We start from the raw sequence: 17,080 nt of genomic DNA, 5'->3' as shown, positions 1-17,080 counted from the left end.
CGGCCTTTCTTCTTTGATCAGGCGTCAGGCTCAGACCTTCTCGGCCCGTTTGCGCGTCCAGCTGTAAAGCCCGAACACCGCCGCCGCGAAGACGATGATCCCGACCAGCATGGCGGGCCAGCCGGAGCCCTCCGGGATCATGGCGAAGGGCGCCTCGCTGTTCGTGCCGACGATGACGCTGGCGTAGAAGACGCCGAACAGGCTCTCGCCCACGATCAGGCCGGACGCCAGCAGCACGCCCATGCGGCGCGCCACGTCGGCGAACCGGGTCGTCTTGACCGCCTTGTCGTAGAACCAGCCGACCACGGCGCCGATGACCAGCATCGTCGTCACGGCCGCCGGCAGATAGAAGCCGATGCCCACGGCCAGGGGCGGCAGCTTGATCTTGCCGTTCGTGGACTTGGACACGACGGCGTCCAGCACGATGATGATCACGCCGATCACCGCGCCCAGGCCGATCAGGTCCCAGCGCAGATCGCCGCCGATGACGCCGCGCGCCAGGGCCGAGATCAGCGTCGCCTGGGGCGCCGCCAGCGGCTCGTTGGCGATGCCGGGAGGGCCGCCCTCGAACCCGAAGGCGCCGTTCAGTTTGTTCAGGATGAAGGGGATGACCAGGGCGCCGGCGATGACGCCGACGATCAGGGCGAGCTGCTGGCGCCACGGCGTGGCGTCGACCAACTGGCCGGTCTTCAGGTCCTGAAGATTGTCGTTGGCGATGACGGCGACGGCGAAGACGACCGCCGTCACGATCAGGGCGAAGGCGATGATGGAGCCGTCGGCCGGCACGCCCGCGATCTTCATCACGCCCAGCATCAGCAGGGACGCTACGATGATGGCCAGGATGCCGACGCCGGACACCGGGCTGTTGGACGATCCGATCAGGCCGGCCATGTATCCGCAGATGGCCGCGACCGCGAAGCCGATCAGCACCACATAGACCAGGCCGCCGATGACCAGCAGGGGCGCGGACGCCGCCAGCGTCGGCGAGGCCAGGGCGACCCAGGTCAACAGGCCGGCGATGGCGATCAGGGCCGCAACCGACACGGCGCCGACGATCTTGATCGGAATATCCTGTTCGGTGCGTTCCAGCACCTCGCCGTGCGAGCGTTTGGACTGGGCCGCCAGGGCCGAGGTCAGGCCGCCGATCAGCGGCCCGGCCAGCTTGATCAGGGTCCAGATGGCGGCGACGCCGATGACGCCGGCGCCCATGAACCGCACTTCGCGGCTCCACACCGTCATGGCCAGTTCTTCGGCGCCCGTCCCGGCCGGCAGGGTCGCGGCGATCGAGGGCAGGCCGTGCGCCGTCAGCCAGGCGATGGTGTCGGGGCTGGTCAGGATCGGCACGGCGATGACCCAGGCCAGGATCAGGCCGAACAGTTGCGCCAGGCCGACCGTCAGGCCGATCAGATGCCCGGCGCCCAGCAGGGCGAACTGCATGCCGAAGCCCACGCCCGTCGCGCCGCCGCCCAGGGCGGCCGGAAGCTTGAAGAACTTCGCCGCTTCACCTGCAAAGACGCGGCCCGCGACCAGCAGGGCGTAACCGGACGACACCACGGCGCCGGCGACCACGACCCACAGGCCGGACTTGTTCTCGCGTACGGCGCTTTCGGTCTGTTCGGCGCCGCGCGAGCCGACCTTCAGCACCTCGGCGGCGGCGACGCCTTCGGGGTAGGGCAGGCCGCCATTGGTCACCAGGGCGCGTCGCAGCGGGATCGAGAAGGTCACCCCTAAGATCCCGCCGAAGATGCAGATCAGGGTCGATTCCCAGAACGGAAACTCCAGCCACCAACCGATCATCACCAGGCCGGGCAGGACGAAGATGATCGAACTCATGGCGCCGCCGACCGAGGCGACGGTCTGGACGGTCATGTTCTCCCAGATGGTCGAGGTGCGGAAACTGCGCAGGATGGCCATCGAAATGACCGCCGCCGGAATGGCCGAGGCGAAGGTCAGGCCCACCTTCAGGCCCAGGTAGGTGTTGGCGGCGGTGAAGACCACCGCCAGCAGCACGCCCAGCACCAGGGCGCGAAGGGTAAGCTCAAGCCGGCCCTTCGGGGCGGCGGCGGCGTCAGTCATCGAAAAAGTCCCCACGTTCGCGGCGGACGTAAGCGCATTCTGTCTCAGGCGGCAACCGGTCTCAGGCGGTCGCGACGCTCAGGGTGCGGAGCTTGCGCCGACGAAACGCGGCGGAGGCGATCTTCAGGCCGCGATAAAGCAGGGCCAGCACCAGGGCCGTCACCGCCCAGGAAAGCAGCACGTCCGACAGGAAATGCCCGCCAAACGCGATGCGATTGGCCGACAGGCTGACGGCGTAGGCCAGGGCGAGGCCGCCCGCGACCGGCCGCCAGCGGCGCGGCGCCAGCACCAGGGCCGCCGCCACCATCCAGGCCGCGCCCGCCCCCTCGCCCGAGATGAAGGAGCAGTTGGACTGACACGCCGTGCTGTGCGCCCAGGCGGCGGTGAAGACATCGTCGCCGCCGAAAATCCGTATGTCCACGGGCCGCGCCCGACCCCACACTTCCTTGAACAGACTGTTGACCACCAGCCCCGGCCCCAGGGCCAGGCCGGCGATCACGAACAGGGCTCGCCGCGCCGCCAGATCGGACTTGCGCCGTCGCATGACCCGCCAGCCCCACCGCCCGATCGCCGTCGCCAGCATCAGCGACATGACCAGGGTCGAGCTTTTCCTCAGCGCGCGAAGCACGGGATCGTGCGCCAGATAGAAGCCGTCCCGCGAACGGTGAAACAGGCCGCTGACCGCCAGGTCCGCGCCGGGAAACATCAGGAAGGCGACGCTCAGTCCCACGATGGCGGCGCGGCGATGATGGCGGCCTCTTCGCTGGACGGCCGCGTCTTCGATCTCGCTGCGGCCTTGCGCGTGGGCGTGGGCAAGGCGTCGATGGTGAAGTCGGTCACGATCGTCCCCCCGGATAGTCGTCCGCCCTCCATGCCCGCCGGTCGTGTCGCCCCGATGAGGAAACCGCGTCGTCGCCGTGTCGGTCTTGCGACGGCGACGTGATGGCCTCGGCTTGGCGGGGCCGCGTGGGCGGGCTAGGACCGCTTCATGCCTGAACTTCCCGAGGTCGAAACCGTCCGACGCGGCCTGACGCCGGTGCTTCAGGGCGCGCGGCTGTCGCGGGTCAGGATCAACCGGCCCGACCTGCGGTTTCCCTTCCCCGAGCGGTTCGTCGAACGTCTGGAGGGCGCCACGGTCCAGCGGATCGACCGCCGGGCCAAATATCTGCTCATGCCCCTGTCGACCGGCGAGACCTGGATCACCCACCTGGGGATGACCGGCCGCTTCACCCTGGACGGAACCCTGCTGGGCGAGTTCGAGGAGGCGGCGCCCATCGCCGGCAAGCACGAACATTTCAGCGGCTGCGCCATACGCGACGGCTCCGCGACCCGCATCGGCTATGCCGACGCCCGCCGGTTCGGCTTCATGGGCTTGATCCCCACCGACCAGGTCGAGACCCATCCCTGGTTCGCCGGCCTGGGCCCCGAACCCCTGGGCAACGGTTTTTCCGGCGCGCATCTGGTCGAGGCGTTCGCGGGCAAGAAACAGAACATCAAGGTCAGTCTGCTGGATCAGCGGATCGTTTCCGGCCTGGGCAATATCTATGTGTGCGAGGCCCTGTACCGCGCGCGCATCTCGCCCCTGGTCGCGGCCGGATCGGTGTCGAAGGCGCGGCTGGAACGGCTGGCGACCGAGGTCCGGAACGTCCTGACCGACGCCATCGCGGCGGGCGGCTCGACCTTGCGCGACTTCGCCAACGCCGAGGGCGGCCAAGGCTATTTCCAGCACCGGTTCGACGTCTATGGCCGCGAGGGCGAGCCCTGTCGGGGTGAAAAATGCACCGGCGTCGTCGCCCGCATCGTCCAGGGCGGCCGCTCCACCTTCTACTGCCCGTCCTGCCAGAAGCGGTAAGCTGATGAGCCAGCGCATCATCCTGTTTCGCGGCATGAACACGGGCGGCGTCCGCGCGCCCGTGGGCGAGCAGCGGGCCATGGCCGAGGCGATGGGGCTGACCAACCCGCGCACTCTCCAGGCCAGCGGCAATCTGGTGGTCGAAAGCGACCGCGCGCCGGCCGATCTGGAAGCCGCCGTCGAGGCGGAGATGAAGCGCCGCTTCGACCTGACGATCTCCGCCATGGTCCGCACCCCCGATCAGTGGGCCGCCCTGATCGCCGCCAATCCCTTCGCCACGGAGGCGGCGGCCCATCCCGCCAAGGTCCTGGCCATGGTGATGAAGGCCGGGATCAAGACCGGCGCCGTGGAGGCCGCCGGCGCCCTGGCCGAGGGCGGCGAACGGGTCGAGGCCGTAGGCGACGTCCTCTACTTCTGGTTCCCGAACGGCCAGGGCCAGTCGGCCATCTTCAAGAAGGCCACGCCCCGGATGCTGGGCATGGGCACGGGGCGCAACTGGAACACCGTGCTGAAACTGGCGGAAATGGCCGGGCTTTAGGCCTTCATCTCGCCGCCGCTTTCGTGCCAGATCGCCGGATGAGCCTTCGCGAACGTCACCTGTGGATCGCCATCGTCACGACGGTGGTCGTCTGGGGCCTCTATCTCTGGCAACTGATCGAACGGATCCGGGTCGGCGATCTGGCGACGCCGGGGTTCGCGGGCGAAATGGGCGGGCTGTTCCTGTTCGGCCTGCTGCTGATCGGGATCGCCGAGGGGGCGCTGACCCTGGTCGCCCGCCTGCTGCCCCATGCCGACACGCGCGAGGGGGCGGCCGAGCGCAAGGCCTCGCTTCAGGCCAGCCACATCTCGCTGATGGCGCTGATCGCCATGATCACAGTGGCGGCCGCCGCCCTGTTCGTCGTCGGCTGGATCGACCAGCCGGTCCTGTCGCGGCTGCTGACGGCGGTGACGCCGGCCAATCTGCTGGTGCTGATCGCCAACGGCCTGATGGGCTGCGTCGTGTTGTCGGAGCTGATCCGTTTCGCCATGACCCTCGCCCTGCTGCGCGCCAGGCGCTAGACCGACGCCAAAACAGGAGACCGACATGGCCGACACCTATTCCAACCTGCTGATCGAACGTCATGCCGACGGCTATGCAGTAGTGACCCTGAACCGGCCCGAGGCGCTGAACGCCCTGAACTCGGCCCTGTTCAAGGACCTCGCCGACTTCCTCGACAGCGTCGAGCACGACGACGGCGTGCGCTGCCTCATCCTCACCGGCGCGGGCGACAAGGCCTTCGCCGCCGGCGCCGACATCAAGGAGATGGCGGACCAGACCTACGCCCAGATGTACACGGGCAACTATTTCGCCCTCGGCCACGACCGCATCACACGCTTCAGAAAGCCGATCATTGCCGCCGTCAACGGCTTCGCCCTGGGCGGCGGCTGCGAGCTGGCCATGCTGTGCGACTTCATCGTGGCGTCGGACAAGGCGAAGTTCGGCCAACCCGAGATCAATCTCGGCGTCGCCCCCGGCATCGGCGGTTCGCAGCGCCTGACCCGTCTGGTGGGCAAGTCCAAGGCCATGGACATGGTCCTGACCGCCCGCATGATGGACGCGGCGGAGGCGGAACGCGCCGGCCTCGCCTCGCGCGTCTTCCCGCACGAGACCCTGCTGGAAGAGACCCGCAAGATCGCCGCCAGGATCGCCTCGCAAAGCCCGCTGGCGGTCATGGCCAACAAGGAAATGGTCAACGCCGCCCTGGAGACCACCCTGACGCAAGGGGTCCAGTTCGAACGCCGCCTGTTCCACTCCCTATTCGCCTTCGAAGACCAGAAGGAAGGCATGTCCGCCTTCGTCGAAAAGCGCAAACCCGACTTCAAGGGGCGGTGATCCTTAGGTGATCCGTCAACCGATCGCCGCGATCCGGCGTTAGGAGCGGATCATGATCCGTCCCTTCGTCTCGCTTCTGGCGGCGCTGTTCGTCGTCCTGCCCGCCGCCGTCCAGGCCCAAACGGCCCCCCAGCCCTATCCTGCGACGCCTGCGCCCGTCTTCCAGTCGAGCCGGATCATCGTCGAGACGCGGGGGGCGGGGCCGGACATTCTGTTCATTCCGGGATTGGGATCGACCGGCGACGCCTGGCGCTCGACGGCGGACCGGCTGGACGACCGATACCGGGTCCATCTGGTGACCCTGCGCGGCTTCGGCCAGACCGATATCGGCGCGAATGCGGGCGGGGGCCTCGCTGGCCCGGCGGCGGCCGAGATCGAACGCTATATCCGCGAGCAGCGGATCGATCGTCCCGCCCTGATCGGCCATTCGCTGGGCGGTCAGATCGCTCTGCGCGTCGCCGCGGACATGGGCGATCGTATCGGACGGGTGATGGTGGTCGATTCCTCGCCCTTCTTCCCGTCCCTGGTGGACGCCCGCGCCACCTCGGCCCAGGTCGAGCCTCTGGCGCGGCTGGGCTATCAGGCTCTGCTGCTGTTCGGCGACCAGGCGTTGAAGTCCCAGGTGGCGGCCCTGGGCGGCGACCTGGGCCTGGCGGGCGACATGGTGTTCCAGGGCCTGGGCCTTCAGGGCGGCGACCGGCGGGTGCTGGCCCAGGGGCTGTACGAGGCCCTGACCGTCGATCTGCGGCCCCGCCTGGCCCAGATCACCGCCCCCGTGACGGCGGTCTATGGCTGGACCCCAAATCCCGACAGTCCGCGCAACCGTCTGGAGGGGCTTTATCGTTACGGCTTCGACGGACTGCCGCGTACGGCCCGGTTCGAGCGGATCGAGGGCGCCGAACACCAGGTGATGATCGAGCAGCCGCAGCGGTTCATGGCGGCGGTGCAGCGGTTCCTGAGCTGAGGCTCAGTCCTCCAGCGCTTCGATCACCACGCCCTCGGTCAGCAGTTGCGGCAGAACCTCGGGCTCGGCCCGGCCCGGTCGATACAGCAGATAAAGCGGCACGCCGGATCGGCCGTGGGCCTGAAGCTCGCGGGTGATGGCGTCGTCGCGGCGGGTCCAGTCGCCGACCAGATAGGCGGCGTTCGCCTGCGCCATCGCCTTGGCGACGCGGGGCGAGGACAGGGCCGCGCGCTCGTTGATCTTGCAGGTCACGCACCAGTCGGCGGTCAGATTGACCAGCACCGGACGTCCCGCCGCCGTCGCCTGGGCCACCGCCTCGGCCGACCAGGGCTGGGCGGCGAGGGGGCCGCCTTCGCCGTCGGGCGATGATGGGCCCGGTTCGCGCGCTGCGCCGGCTGCGGCGCCCGCCAGGCCGATGGCGATGACGCAGGCGAGGGTCGCGGCGACCGTGGCGATCACCGACCGCCTGCCCTCCTGACGACTCCTCTGCGCCAGACCGAACAGCCAGGCGCCGAAGGCCAGCATCAGGGCCGCGATCAGCAACAGGCCCAGCGCATCCACGCCGCCTTGTCGCGTGAACACCCAGATCAGCCACAGCGCCGCCCCATACATGGGAAAGGCCAGCACGCCCTTCAGCCGCTCCATCCAGACGCCCGGCCGGGGCAGACGCGACAGCAGGCCCGGCGACAGGCTGATCGCCAGATAGGGCAGGGCCAGGCCCAGCCCCAGCATCAGGAAGACCGCCAACGCCATCGGCCACGGCAGGACCAGGGCCGCGCCCAGGGCCGCCGCCATGAAGGGTGCGGTGCAGGGGGCCGCGACAACCACGGCCAGAACGCCGGTGAAGAAGGCGCCGGCCGCGCCGGGCAGGCGCGACAGCGGCCCGGACCCGGCGTTCTGCATCCCAGCGCCGACATGGAAGACGCCCGACAGGTTCAGCCCGACCAGCAGCATGATCAGGGCCAAGGCCGCGACCACGCCCGGCGACTGAAGCTGGAACCCCCAGCCGATCGCCTGACCCGCCGCCCTCAGCGCAAGCAGCGCCCCCGCCAGCACCAAGAAGCTGACCAGCACCCCGGCGGTGAAGGCCAGGCCGTCGCGCCGCGCCTGCGCCGGATCATGCGCCGCCGCCGACAGCGAGGCGGCCTTCATCGCCAGGACCGGGAAGACGCAGGGCATCAGGTTCAGCACCAGCCCCCCCAGCAGGGCCAGACCCAGGGCCTGGGCGAAGGCCAGCAGGCTCCTCGCCTCGGGCTTGGCCGCCTCGTCCAGCGGCGCCAGCGCACCGCGTCCTTGTGCGCCGGCCAGCGGCGGACCGGGCTGGGCCGTGATCTCCCAGGCGCCCTTGTCGGTGGCCAGCACCCCGGCCAAGGGCGAAGCGGCGGCGCCCCGGCCGGGCGTCAGCGTCAGGCTCAGGCCTGCTGAGCCTTTTTCGCCCGTCTGGACCGCGGCATGGTCGATCCGCCCGCCGTCATAGGGGAAGAAATAGGCCTGTCCGACATCCGCGCCGGCCAGCGGCCCGCCCGTGGCGCTCAAGGTCAGACGGCCGCCGTCCGCCGTCAGGCGTGCCTCGATCCCGGCGGGACGCGGAGCGGTCTCCACCAGCCGTTCGATCTCGGCCCCCCAAGGCTGGGCCAGGGGCGCGGCGCCGTCGCGCACCGGCAGGGCCAGCGACAGGGTCAGCGGCTCGGGCACGCACATCTGGTCGCTGCACACCAGGAACAGGGCGTCCGCCGTCAGGGTCAGCACCTCGCCCGGTCGGGCCGAGGCCGGCACATGGACCGGCACGGGCAGCAGGACCTCGTCCGAATAGCCGTAGTTCATCAGGCTCATCAGCCGCTGGGGGCGGGGCAGGGGCCACAGGATGGGATCGGCGGTCACGCCGTCGGGCAGGGTCCAGACCAGGCTGGTCGCCCCGCCCGAATCGCCGGGATTGCGCCAATAGGTGTGCCAACCCGGCGCGATCTTCTGACGCACGGCGACGACAGCGGTGGATCCCGGCGCCGTCCATTGGGACAGGGGGACCAGTTCCGCCTCGATCCGCTCGGTTCGCTGCGGGCCGAACGCGACCAGGCCGGAGGGTTGGCTCTGGACCGGCTGGGCCTGGACCGTCGAAAGAGACAACAGGCCCAGCAACAGGCCGGCGAGGAGGGCGAAGGGACGCAAGCGGCAGGTTCCGGAGTTGAGGACTGGCGCCTAACTAACCCCTCGGGCGGCCCCGCGCCATCGCCTCAGCGCGGGCCGGCCTCGATCACCACCTCGGCGCGGCGACGTAGCGGCTCGTCCGTGCCGGACGCTGTCGTCGCGCCCGCATCCCCGGCGGCGCTCAGTTCGAAGGCCGGCGCGGGCATTCCGGCGCGCGCCAAAGCTTCGGCCACCACGCGGGCGCGCCGCTGCGACAGGCTCATATTGGCGTCCGCCGCTCCCGTCGCATCGGCCAGGCCCAGCACCCGCACCCGCCGCACGTCGCACCCTTCGGCCTTCTGGGCGGCGGCCTGCAGCACCACCTCGGCCGCGTCCGTCAGCCGCGCTTCGTTCTCGACGAAATAGACATCGAACCGCCCCGACATGCATGGCGACTCGCCCATCACCAGCGCCGCCCGCTTCGGCGTCGGCGCACACGCCGCCAGCGTCATCGCCGCCACGGCCCCCATCGCAAGTCCGGTCGATCGCTTCATCTCAGCCCTCCTCCGGCGACGCCGGCCCAAACGCAAAAGAGGCGGCCCGTCTTCCGACCGACCGCCTCCTCAACCTACCGCCGATCGCTGAGTTCCGCGACCGGCAAGTCATTGATCAATAACGACGTTGACCGTTGTCCCAGTAGCATTCGTCCTGGCGGTTGTCGTAGCAGTAGTAGTAACGGCCTTGGCTGTCGCGGTAACGCTGCTGGTTGTTGCGGTCTTGGTTGGAACCACGGACCGCGCCAGCTGCGCCGCCGAGGGCGCCGCCGATCAGGGCGCCGGTCGCTGCGTTGCCGCCGCCGACGTTGTTGCCGATGATGGCGCCGGCGACAGCGCCGAGGCCTGCGCCGATGGCACCCTGGCGTACGGTCTGGTTGGTGCCGCCGCCGCTATTGTAGCCGTACGGGTCGCTGGCGCAGGCCGAAGCCAGAAGGCCGGCGCCTGCAATCGCGATAATCGCCTTGTTCATGGTGAAATCCTTTTGTCCCTGGGGTGTCCCCTGGATCGGCAAACGTATCGGTCCCGCTTAGGTTCCTTGCGCCTGCACGCCGGCCGGAGGATGGACTCACAATCGTCGGCGCGTCGGGCGAGCGCAATTGAAATATGGCCACGCTTGCGCGGAACGGGCGGCGCTGCGGGACGTTCGGCCGCCATGACAGACGTTTCGAGTCCCCCGATGGAAGCCGCCGAAACGCGCATCCTGACGCCACACGCGCCGCTGAAGCGCGCCGTCATCCTGGTCAATCCGTTGTCCGGCAGCGTAGGGCCGCGCGCCGCTGGCGAGGCCGAGGACATTCTGGCCGACTATGAACTGGAAACCCAGGTCGTGGTGCTGGAAGGCGGGAACTTCGATCAGGCTATCGCCGAAGCCTTCGCCGCCAAGCCGGACGTCATTTTCGTGCTGGCCGGGGACGGTACGGCGCGCTCGGTGGCGTCCAAGGCCAAGCCGGACGGCCCGATGATCGCGCCCCTGCCGGGCGGGACCATGAACATGCTGCCCAAGGCGCTCTACGGCACGGCCGACTGGAAGCTGGCGCTGAAGCGCGCGCTGGAGGAGGGCGAGCCCCAGTCCGTCTCGGGCGGCGAGGTGCAGGGCGAATATTTCTACTGTGCCGCCATTCTCGGATCGCCCGCCCTGTGGGCGCCGGCGCGTGAGGCGATGCGGACCGGCAAGATCAAGCTGGCCTGGCAGTATGGCCGCCGCGCCCTGAAGCGCGCTTTCTCCGGTCGGCTGCGCTTCAGCCTGGACGGCGGCGAGAAGCGGCGCACCGAGGCCCTTGTGCTGATCAGCCCGATGATCTCCAAGGCCATGGACGATCTCGTCGGACTGGAGGCGGCGGCCATGGACCCCAGCGACACGACCCAGGCCTTCCGGCTGGCGGCCACCGCCCTGTTCAGCGACTGGCGCCAGGATCCGGCGGTCTCGACCCGGCCTGCCAAACGGATCGAGGTGCGGGCCCGCTCCAAAATCCCGGCCGTGATCGACGGCGAGCCGATCCTGCTGAAGCCCGAGGCCGTGATCCGCTTCGTGCCCAAGGCCTTCAGGGCTCTTGCGCCCCGCCCGCCTTCGGCCGAGGACAGCGTCTGATGGGGCGCGTTCTTCAGTTTTCCGACGTCCATTTCGGCTGCGAGCACAAACACGCCTGCGCCGCCGCCCTGGATTACGCCCACGCCACGCCCAACGATCTGGTGCTGATCACCGGCGACATCACCCAGAAGGGTTTCCCCGACGAGTTCACGGCGGCGGGCGAATGGATGCGGGCCATGCCCGAGCCGCGCTTCGTCATCGTGGGCAATCACGACGTGCCCTATTGGGACGCGGTGGCGCGGGTGCTGCATCCGTGGCGGGCGTTCGAGACGGCGACCGGCTTTCCCGCCCACGACGGTCAGTTCCTCAGCGATACGGTCATGGTGCGCGGCGTGGTCACCGCGCGCGGTTGGCAGGCGCGGCCCAACTGGTCCAAGGGCGTCATCGATCTGGATCAGACGCGGCGCGCGGCTGAGGCCCTGCGCCAGGCGCCCATCGGCGCGCTAAGAATCCTGGCCTGCCACCATCCGCTGATCGAGATGGTCGGCACGCCCATGACCGGCGACGTCAAGCGCGGCGACGAGGCGGCGCTGATCTTCGCCGAGGCGGGCGTCGATCTGATCATGACCGGCCATGTCCATGTGCCCTTCGCCATGCCGATCCCGCTGGCGGATCGCTGCTCCTATGCGGTCGGCTGCGGAACCCTGTCGCACCGCGAGCGGGGCGCGCCGCCGGGCTTCAACCAGATCGACTGGGACGCCAAGACCATCACGGTCACGGCCCTGGCCTGGGACGGCGTCAGCTACCGATCGCACCAGATCTGGCGACTCCCGCGTCGTCAGGACACCCGCAAGGCCCAGACGGCCCCGAGTCCCATCGAGCCGGGGGCCTTGGAGAAGGCGGCGGTCTGACGACCCGCAAATCCGTCTCCTCCCCGCTTTGCGGGGAGGGGGACCGCGCAGCGGTGGAGGGGCTCTCGACGTCCCACAGGCGCTGGTAGTGCGGTAAAGAGCCCCTCCGTCACGGCGCGAAGGCGCGCCGCGCCATCTCCCCACGATGTGGGGAGGAGACGGTTTGGTTCACCGGAACGGCGGCTCGTCGAAGGCGCGCAGCTTGCGCGAATGCAGGCGCGGGCCTTCCTTGCGCATCAGGTCCACGGCCTGAATGCCGATCTGAAGGTGTTCGGAGATCGAGCCTTCGTAGAAGCGATTGGCCTGGCCCGGCAGTTTGATCTCGCCGTGCAGCGGCTTGTCCGACACGCACAATAACGTGCCGTAGGGCACGCGGAAGCGGTAGCCTTGCGCGGCTATGGTGGCGCTTTCCATGTCGATGGCGACGGCGCGGCTCTGGTTGAAACGAAGCGCCGACTTGGAATAGCGCAGCTCCCAGTTCCGGTCGTCGGTCGTGACCACCGTGCCGGTGCGCAGGCGCAGCTTGACCTCGTCGCCGGGCATGCCGCTGACCGACTTGGTCGCGTCGTAAAGCGCGCGCTGGACCTCGGCGATCGAGGGGATGGGGATGTCTGGCGGCAAAACCGCGTCCAGCACGTGGTCGTCGCGCAGATAGGCGTGGGCCAGGACATAGTCGCCGATGGTCTGGCTGGCGCGCAGGCCGCCGCAGTGACCGATCATCAGCCAGACGTGCGGACGGGTGACGGCCAGGTGATCCGTGATCGTCTTGGCGTTGGACGGGCCGACGCCGATATTGACTAGGGTCACGCCCTTATGGCCCGGCGCGGTCAGGTGATAGGCCGGCATCTGGTGCTTCTTCCAGGCCGTGTCGCTGATCGCCGCCTCGGGGTTGGGCGTGTCGCGCGTGATGACCACGCCGCCGGCGCAGGACAGGGTCTCATACGGCGAGCCCGGCGTCTGAAGCTGTTCGATGGCCCAGCGCACGAACTCGTCGACGTAGCGATTGTAGTTGGTGAACAGGACATAGGACTGAACATCGTCGACCGGCGTGCCGGTGTAATGTTTCAGCCGCGCCAGCGAGAAGTCGGTCCGCAAACCGTCAAAGTGCGACAGGGGGAAGTCGCCGCCCATCTCGAACAGGCCGTCTGCGATCTCGTCGCCGATATGGGCCAGGTCGGTGGTCGGGAACCAGCGCGCGAGGGCGGCCGTCATCGACCGGTCCAGCGCGACCTCCAGCCCGTCGGTCACATAGGGGAAGGGGATTTCCTGGCGCGAGATCCCGACCTCGAAGGTCGCATTATATTCCTGCTCCAGCAGGCCCAGCTGTTCGGTCAGATAGGGGCGGAACAGGTCCGGTCGGGTGATGGTGGTGGCGTAGGCGCCCTGTTTGGACAGCCGGGCGTAGGCGCGCGGCTCCAGGTCCTGGGGGCGATCCCCGTCCCAGCGGATGCGAAGTTCGGGATAGGCGAACACCCCGTCGGCGCGTTTCAGCGGATCGGGCCGCTCGCCGGTGTTGACGAAATCCCGCACGGCGTCGCGCAGGTTGGTCACGGATTGGGTGTAGAGGGTTTCGAGGCGGTCCAGCGCCGCCTGTGCTGTCATCTGTTCTGTCATGACTTCCTCTAGCGAAGCTTCGTGACAATGGCGAGGCGTCGCGGCTTCAATCTCGATTTCGCCGCCCCGATTTCGCTGCATTGCAGCAATTTATGACAGGGTTGCGGTTGCGGATCGGGGCGTGACGGAGCATCTGGCGCAAATGTCCTCTTCCCTCGCGTCAGCGCCCGCCAAGAAGGAGCTCGGCTTCGTCGAGTTCGTCTGTCTCATCGCCCTGATGATGGCGCTGAACGCCCTGGCGATCGATTCCATGTTGCCCGCCCTGCCGCACATCGGCGCGGATCTGGGGGTGGCGAACGAGAACAGCCGTCAGTGGGTGGTGACCGCCTATCTGCTCGGCTTCGGCGGCGCCCAGCTGTTCTACGGCCCTCTGGCGGATCGGTTTGGGCGAAAGCCCGTCCTGTTGTCCGGCGTGGGCGTCTATGTGACCTTCAGCCTGCTGGCGACGCTAGCGCCGACCTTCGACATGCTGATCCTGGCCCGCATCGGTCAAGGTCTGGGCAGCGCCTGCACCCGCGTGTTGGCCGTCTCCATCGTGCGCGACCGGTACGACGGCCGCACGATGGCGCGGGTCATGTCCTTCAGCTTCCTGGTCTTCCTGGGCGTGCCGATCCTGGCGCCGTCGATCGGCCAGATGATCATGCTGGTCGGACCCTGGCGCTGGATCTTCGCCGGGCTGGGCCTGATCGGCGTGGGTTTGATCGTCTGGGCCAGCTTGCGCCTGCCCGAGACGCTGAAGCCCGAGGATCGCCTGCCCATTCAGGTCAAGCGCTTGACGGCGGCCTACAAGACCGCCCTGACCGACCGGACCGCCGTCGGCTACATGCTGGCCATGTCGGCCATCACCGGCGCCCTGTTCGGTTTCATCAACTCCTCGCAGCAAATCTTCGCCGACGTGTTTCATGCCGAGGCGGCCTTCCCGGCGGTCTTCGCCCTGATCGCGGGCGGCATCGCCGTGGCCTCGATCGTCAATGCGCGGATGGTGGTGAAACTGGGGTCGCGCAAGATTTCGCACACGGCCCTGATCGGCTTCACGACCATCTCGGCCGTCCATGCGGCGGTGGCGATCAGCGGGCATGAATCGATCTGGACCTTCGCGGTGCTGCAGACCCTGACCATGTTCTGTTTCGGCCTGATCGCCGGCAACTTCGGCGCCATGGCCATGGAGACGATGGGCCATATCGCCGGCACCGCCGCCTCGATCCAGGGCTTCGTCTCCACCGTCGTCGGCTCGCTGCTGGGCTTCGCTGTGGGTCAGCAGTTCAATGGGACGACGATCCCCATGTCGCTGGGCTTCACGGTCTTCGGCCTGATCGCCCTGGGCTGGGTGCTGTTCGCCGAACGGGGGCGGCTGTTCCGGGCCCATCATCTGCCGCCGGCCGCGAAGACGACCGCCAAGGCTTGATCTTTTCGGCGTTTCCGCGCGTTCTCCGGCCAATCCTTACGGTCAGCCCCGGAAAGCCTCGATGAAGCGCAAAGCCTTCGGTCTCGTCTCCGCCCTCGCCCTCGCCGCCGCCCTGGGGGTCAGCGCCTGTTCCACCACGACCGCAGGAGGCGCCTCGATGACCCCGCCCGCCATCGCCCCCGCGCCCGGCCCTGAGGCCGTGGACAGCCACACCTACGCCCGGCCCGAGATCGCCCGCGTCGTCGATGTGGCGCTGGACCTGACCGCGAACTTCGAGGCCAAGACCCTGTCGGGTACGGCGACCCTGGACATCCTGGCCGTCCCCGGGGCCAATGAGGTGATCCTGGACATCCGCAACCTGGACATTCAGGACGTGCGCGACGCCGCCGGCCAGCCGCTGCGCTATGTCGTCGGCGACAACGACGCCATCAAGGGCCAGCCCCTGACCGTCTATTTCCCGGCCTTCGCCGCCAATGAGCGGCGCAAGATCACCGTCCGCTATTCAACGCGGCCGGATGCGGCGGCCCTGCAATGGCTCAACCCCGCCCAGACGGCGGGCGGCGAAAAGCCCTATCTGTTCAGCCAGGGCCAGGCGATCCTGACCCGAACCTGGGTCCCGACCCAGGACAGCCCCGGCATCCGCCAGACCTATTCGGCCCGCATCGTCGCGCCCGAGGATCTGACCGTGGTCATGAGCGCCGACCATCTGACGCCGCAGGGCGAACCTGCTGGAAACGGCATGAAGGCCTGGCGCTTCCGGATGAACAATCCGATCCCGCCCTATCTGATCGCGGTCGGCATAGGCGACCTGGCCTTCGCGCCGTTCGACGGCCGCACCGGGGTCTGGACCGAGCCCGGCCGCCTGCGCGCCGCCGCCTGGGAACTGGAGCCGACCGCCCAGATGGTGACGGCGGCCGAGAAGCTGTATGGCCCCTATCGCTGGGGCCGCTACGACCTGCTGGTCCTGCCGCCCTCCTTCCCGTTCGGCGGGATGGAGAACCCCAAACTGACCTTCGCCACCCCCACCATCATCGCCGGCGACCGCTCGCTGGTGTCGCTGGTGGCGCACGAACTGGCGCACTCGTGGTCGGGCAATCTGGTGACCAACGCCACCTGGAACGACTTCTGGCTGAACGAGGGTTTCACCACCTATTTCGAGAACCGCATCATGGAGTCGCTCTACGGCCATGACCGCGCGGTGCAGGAACAGGTGCTCAGCTGGGACGGGCTTCAGGACGAGCTGAAGTCCCTGCCGGCCGCCGACACCCGGCTGCATCTGGACCTGAAGGGGCGCGACCCCGACGACGGCATGAACACCATCGCCTACGACAAGGGCTCGGCCTTCCTGCGCACTATCGAGCGGATCACGGGCCGTGAGCGGTTCGACGCCTGGCTGCGCGGCTATTTCGACCGCAACGCCTATCGGCCCATGACGACGGCCATGTTCCTGGACGACATCCGCACCCATCTGGTGAAGGGCGACGCGGCCCTGGAATCCGAACTGCAACTGGACGCCTGGGTCTATCAGCCCGGCCTGCCGTCCAACGCCGTGGCCCCGGTGTCGAACGCCTTCGTCCCCGTCGACGCCGCCGCCGTCGCCTTCTTCAAGGACAAGGGTCCGGCCTCGGCCATTCCCTGGGCCGACTGGAACACCCAACAGCGCCAGCGCTTCCTGGGCTGGCGTCCTGAAGGCCTGCGCGCAAACGCCGACTGGCTGACGGATGCGCAGCTGGCCGATCTGGAGCGCAGCCTGAACCTGGCCAACGAAGGCAATACCGAACTGACCTTCGCCTGGCTGCAGATCGCCCTGGCGCACCGCTACCAGCCCGCCGTCGCCACGGCCGAAAAGTTCCTGACCAGCCAGGGCCGGCGCAAGTTCGTCATGCCCCTGTTCCAGACCCTATGGAACGAGGGCGACTGGGGCCGCCCCATCGCGCGCCGCATCTACGCCGAGGCCCGACCGCTATATCACCCCGTGACCAGCGGTTCGGTCGACGAACTGGTCGGCCGTCCGTAAGCCATCAGCCCCCCCCTCTCCGCCTGGCGGGGAGGGGGCAGCGGCGCCGAAGGCCATGTGTCCGCCGCGCCCAACCCTCCTAATGACGCTGGTCCCGCTCCAAGGATTTCAACGCCTTCGTCCAATAGGACGGTGATCCACCTAACAGGCCTCCAACCC

At 68.6% G+C, this 17,080-nt stretch carries 15 protein-coding genes; 9 read left to right on the top strand and 6 right to left on the bottom strand.

Going from position 1 to position 17,080, the window contains the following annotated elements; all coding sequences use genetic code 11:
* Positions 1 to 30 precede the first annotated feature (30 nt).
* Together ACODSC_RS12955 and ACODSC_RS12950 are read right to left on the bottom strand one after the other, a co-directional pair.
* The gene (locus ACODSC_RS12955; RefSeq protein ID WP_488814393.1) at positions 31 to 2,076 is read right to left on the bottom strand and encodes an OPT family oligopeptide transporter; all 2,046 of its coding nucleotides are present in this window, start codon (positions 2,074 to 2,076) and stop codon (positions 31 to 33) included.
* A 61-nt stretch (positions 2,077 to 2,137) separates the two neighbouring features.
* A complete protein-coding gene (locus ACODSC_RS12950) occupies positions 2,138 to 2,806 on the bottom strand; it encodes a phosphatase PAP2 family protein (RefSeq protein ID WP_488814392.1) in 669 nt (222 codons plus the stop codon).
* Between the two features lie 258 nt (positions 2,807 to 3,064).
* On the opposite strand from ACODSC_RS12950, the gene mutM reads away from it, so the two are divergent.
* From mutM to ACODSC_RS12925, 5 genes are read left to right on the top strand one after another with little or no spacing between them, the layout of a single operon-like run.
* Positions 3,065 to 3,928: a bifunctional DNA-formamidopyrimidine glycosylase/DNA-(apurinic or apyrimidinic site) lyase gene (gene mutM, locus ACODSC_RS12945; RefSeq protein ID WP_488814391.1), complete on the top strand. Its 864-nt coding sequence runs from the start codon at positions 3,065 to 3,067 to the stop codon at positions 3,926 to 3,928.
* A 4-nt stretch (positions 3,929 to 3,932) separates the two neighbouring features.
* Complete coding sequence (locus ACODSC_RS12940) at positions 3,933 to 4,466, top strand: DUF1697 domain-containing protein (protein ID WP_488814390.1); 534 nt, start codon at positions 3,933 to 3,935, stop codon at positions 4,464 to 4,466.
* A gap of 38 nt (positions 4,467 to 4,504) precedes the next feature.
* Positions 4,505 to 4,987: a hypothetical protein gene (locus ACODSC_RS12935; protein WP_488814389.1), complete on the top strand. Its 483-nt coding sequence runs from the start codon at positions 4,505 to 4,507 to the stop codon at positions 4,985 to 4,987.
* 25 nt (positions 4,988 to 5,012) lie between these two features.
* Entirely contained in the window at positions 5,013 to 5,801 is a 789-nt protein-coding gene (locus ACODSC_RS12930; protein WP_488814388.1) for an enoyl-CoA hydratase-related protein, read from the top strand.
* Positions 5,802 to 5,853: 52 nt separating this feature from the next.
* Entirely contained in the window at positions 5,854 to 6,765 is a 912-nt protein-coding gene (locus tag ACODSC_RS12925) for an alpha/beta fold hydrolase (protein WP_488814387.1), read from the top strand.
* A gap of 3 nt (positions 6,766 to 6,768) precedes the next feature.
* Here ACODSC_RS12925 and ACODSC_RS12920 read toward each other — a convergent pair whose 3' ends face one another.
* The 3 genes from ACODSC_RS12920 to ACODSC_RS12910 form a co-directional block, all read right to left on the bottom strand.
* Positions 6,769 to 8,931 carry a protein-disulfide reductase DsbD family protein gene (locus tag ACODSC_RS12920; RefSeq protein ID WP_488814386.1) on the bottom strand — a complete coding sequence of 721 codons (2,163 nt, stop codon included), beginning with the start codon at positions 8,929 to 8,931 and terminating at the stop codon, positions 6,769 to 6,771.
* A gap of 65 nt (positions 8,932 to 8,996) precedes the next feature.
* Positions 8,997 to 9,443: an OmpA family protein gene (locus ACODSC_RS12915; RefSeq protein WP_488814385.1), complete on the bottom strand. Its 447-nt coding sequence runs from the start codon at positions 9,441 to 9,443 to the stop codon at positions 8,997 to 8,999.
* Between the two features lie 115 nt (positions 9,444 to 9,558).
* Positions 9,559 to 9,915, bottom strand: a complete 357-nt coding sequence (locus ACODSC_RS12910; RefSeq protein ID WP_488814384.1) for a YMGG-like glycine zipper-containing protein — start codon at positions 9,913 to 9,915, stop codon at positions 9,559 to 9,561.
* Positions 9,916 to 10,122: 207 nt separating this feature from the next.
* On the opposite strand from ACODSC_RS12910, the gene ACODSC_RS12905 reads away from it, so the two are divergent.
* Positions 10,123 to 11,034: a diacylglycerol/lipid kinase family protein gene (locus ACODSC_RS12905; protein ID WP_488814383.1), complete on the top strand. Its 912-nt coding sequence runs from the start codon at positions 10,123 to 10,125 to the stop codon at positions 11,032 to 11,034.
* Positions 11,034 to 11,885 carry a metallophosphoesterase family protein gene (locus ACODSC_RS12900; RefSeq protein ID WP_488814382.1) on the top strand — a complete coding sequence of 284 codons (852 nt, stop codon included), beginning with the start codon at positions 11,034 to 11,036 and terminating at the stop codon, positions 11,883 to 11,885. Before ACODSC_RS12905 ends, ACODSC_RS12900 begins: the two co-directional genes overlap by 1 nt.
* 168 nt (positions 11,886 to 12,053) lie before the next feature.
* Here ACODSC_RS12900 and ACODSC_RS12895 read toward each other — a convergent pair whose 3' ends face one another.
* Positions 12,054 to 13,499, bottom strand: coding sequence for an AMP nucleosidase (locus tag ACODSC_RS12895; RefSeq protein ID WP_488814381.1), 1,446 nt, complete (start codon positions 13,497 to 13,499; stop codon positions 12,054 to 12,056).
* 142 nt (positions 13,500 to 13,641) lie between these two features.
* Here ACODSC_RS12895 and ACODSC_RS12890 point away from each other — a divergent pair, with 142 nt between their 5' ends.
* Positions 13,642 to 14,904: a multidrug effflux MFS transporter gene (locus tag ACODSC_RS12890; protein ID WP_488814380.1), complete on the top strand. Its 1,263-nt coding sequence runs from the start codon at positions 13,642 to 13,644 to the stop codon at positions 14,902 to 14,904.
* A gap of 61 nt (positions 14,905 to 14,965) precedes the next feature.
* Entirely contained in the window at positions 14,966 to 16,921 is a 1,956-nt protein-coding gene (locus ACODSC_RS12885) for a M1 family metallopeptidase (RefSeq protein WP_488814379.1), read from the top strand.
* The last annotated feature ends 159 nt before the right edge of the window (positions 16,922 to 17,080 follow it).

The organism is Brevundimonas sp. FG128, assembly GCF_057809775.1.
Note: the sequence above shows the minus strand (reverse complement) of the source record. Positions and strands in the feature narration are given on the sequence as shown.

What these genes read in the sequence shown, in the direction of transcription:
- ACODSC_RS12885 (WP_488814379.1), top strand. Translation starts at nt 14,966, where the DNA reads ATGAAGCGCAAAGCCTTCGGTCTCGTCTCCGCCCTCGCCCTCGCCGCC.
- ACODSC_RS12930 (WP_488814388.1), top strand. Translation starts at nt 5,013, where the DNA reads ATGGCCGACACCTATTCCAACCTGCTGATCGAACGTCATGCCGACGGC.
- ACODSC_RS12905 (WP_488814383.1), top strand. Translation starts at nt 10,123, where the DNA reads ATGGAAGCCGCCGAAACGCGCATCCTGACGCCACACGCGCCGCTGAAG.
- ACODSC_RS12915 (WP_488814385.1), bottom strand. Translation starts at nt 9,443, where the DNA reads ATGAAGCGATCGACCGGACTTGCGATGGGGGCCGTGGCGGCGATGACG.
- ACODSC_RS12890 (WP_488814380.1), top strand. Translation starts at nt 13,642, where the DNA reads ATGTCCTCTTCCCTCGCGTCAGCGCCCGCCAAGAAGGAGCTCGGCTTC.
- ACODSC_RS12925 (WP_488814387.1), top strand. Translation starts at nt 5,854, where the DNA reads ATGATCCGTCCCTTCGTCTCGCTTCTGGCGGCGCTGTTCGTCGTCCTG.
- ACODSC_RS12895 (WP_488814381.1), bottom strand. Translation starts at nt 13,499, where the DNA reads ATGACAGAACAGATGACAGCACAGGCGGCGCTGGACCGCCTCGAAACC.
- ACODSC_RS12935 (WP_488814389.1), top strand. Translation starts at nt 4,505, where the DNA reads ATGAGCCTTCGCGAACGTCACCTGTGGATCGCCATCGTCACGACGGTG.
- ACODSC_RS12940 (WP_488814390.1), top strand. Translation starts at nt 3,933, where the DNA reads ATGAGCCAGCGCATCATCCTGTTTCGCGGCATGAACACGGGCGGCGTC.
- ACODSC_RS12910 (WP_488814384.1), bottom strand. Translation starts at nt 9,915, where the DNA reads ATGAACAAGGCGATTATCGCGATTGCAGGCGCCGGCCTTCTGGCTTCG.
- mutM (WP_488814391.1), top strand. Translation starts at nt 3,065, where the DNA reads ATGCCTGAACTTCCCGAGGTCGAAACCGTCCGACGCGGCCTGACGCCG.
- ACODSC_RS12955 (WP_488814393.1), bottom strand. Translation starts at nt 2,076, where the DNA reads ATGACTGACGCCGCCGCCGCCCCGAAGGGCCGGCTTGAGCTTACCCTT.
- ACODSC_RS12900 (WP_488814382.1), top strand. Translation starts at nt 11,034, where the DNA reads ATGGGGCGCGTTCTTCAGTTTTCCGACGTCCATTTCGGCTGCGAGCAC.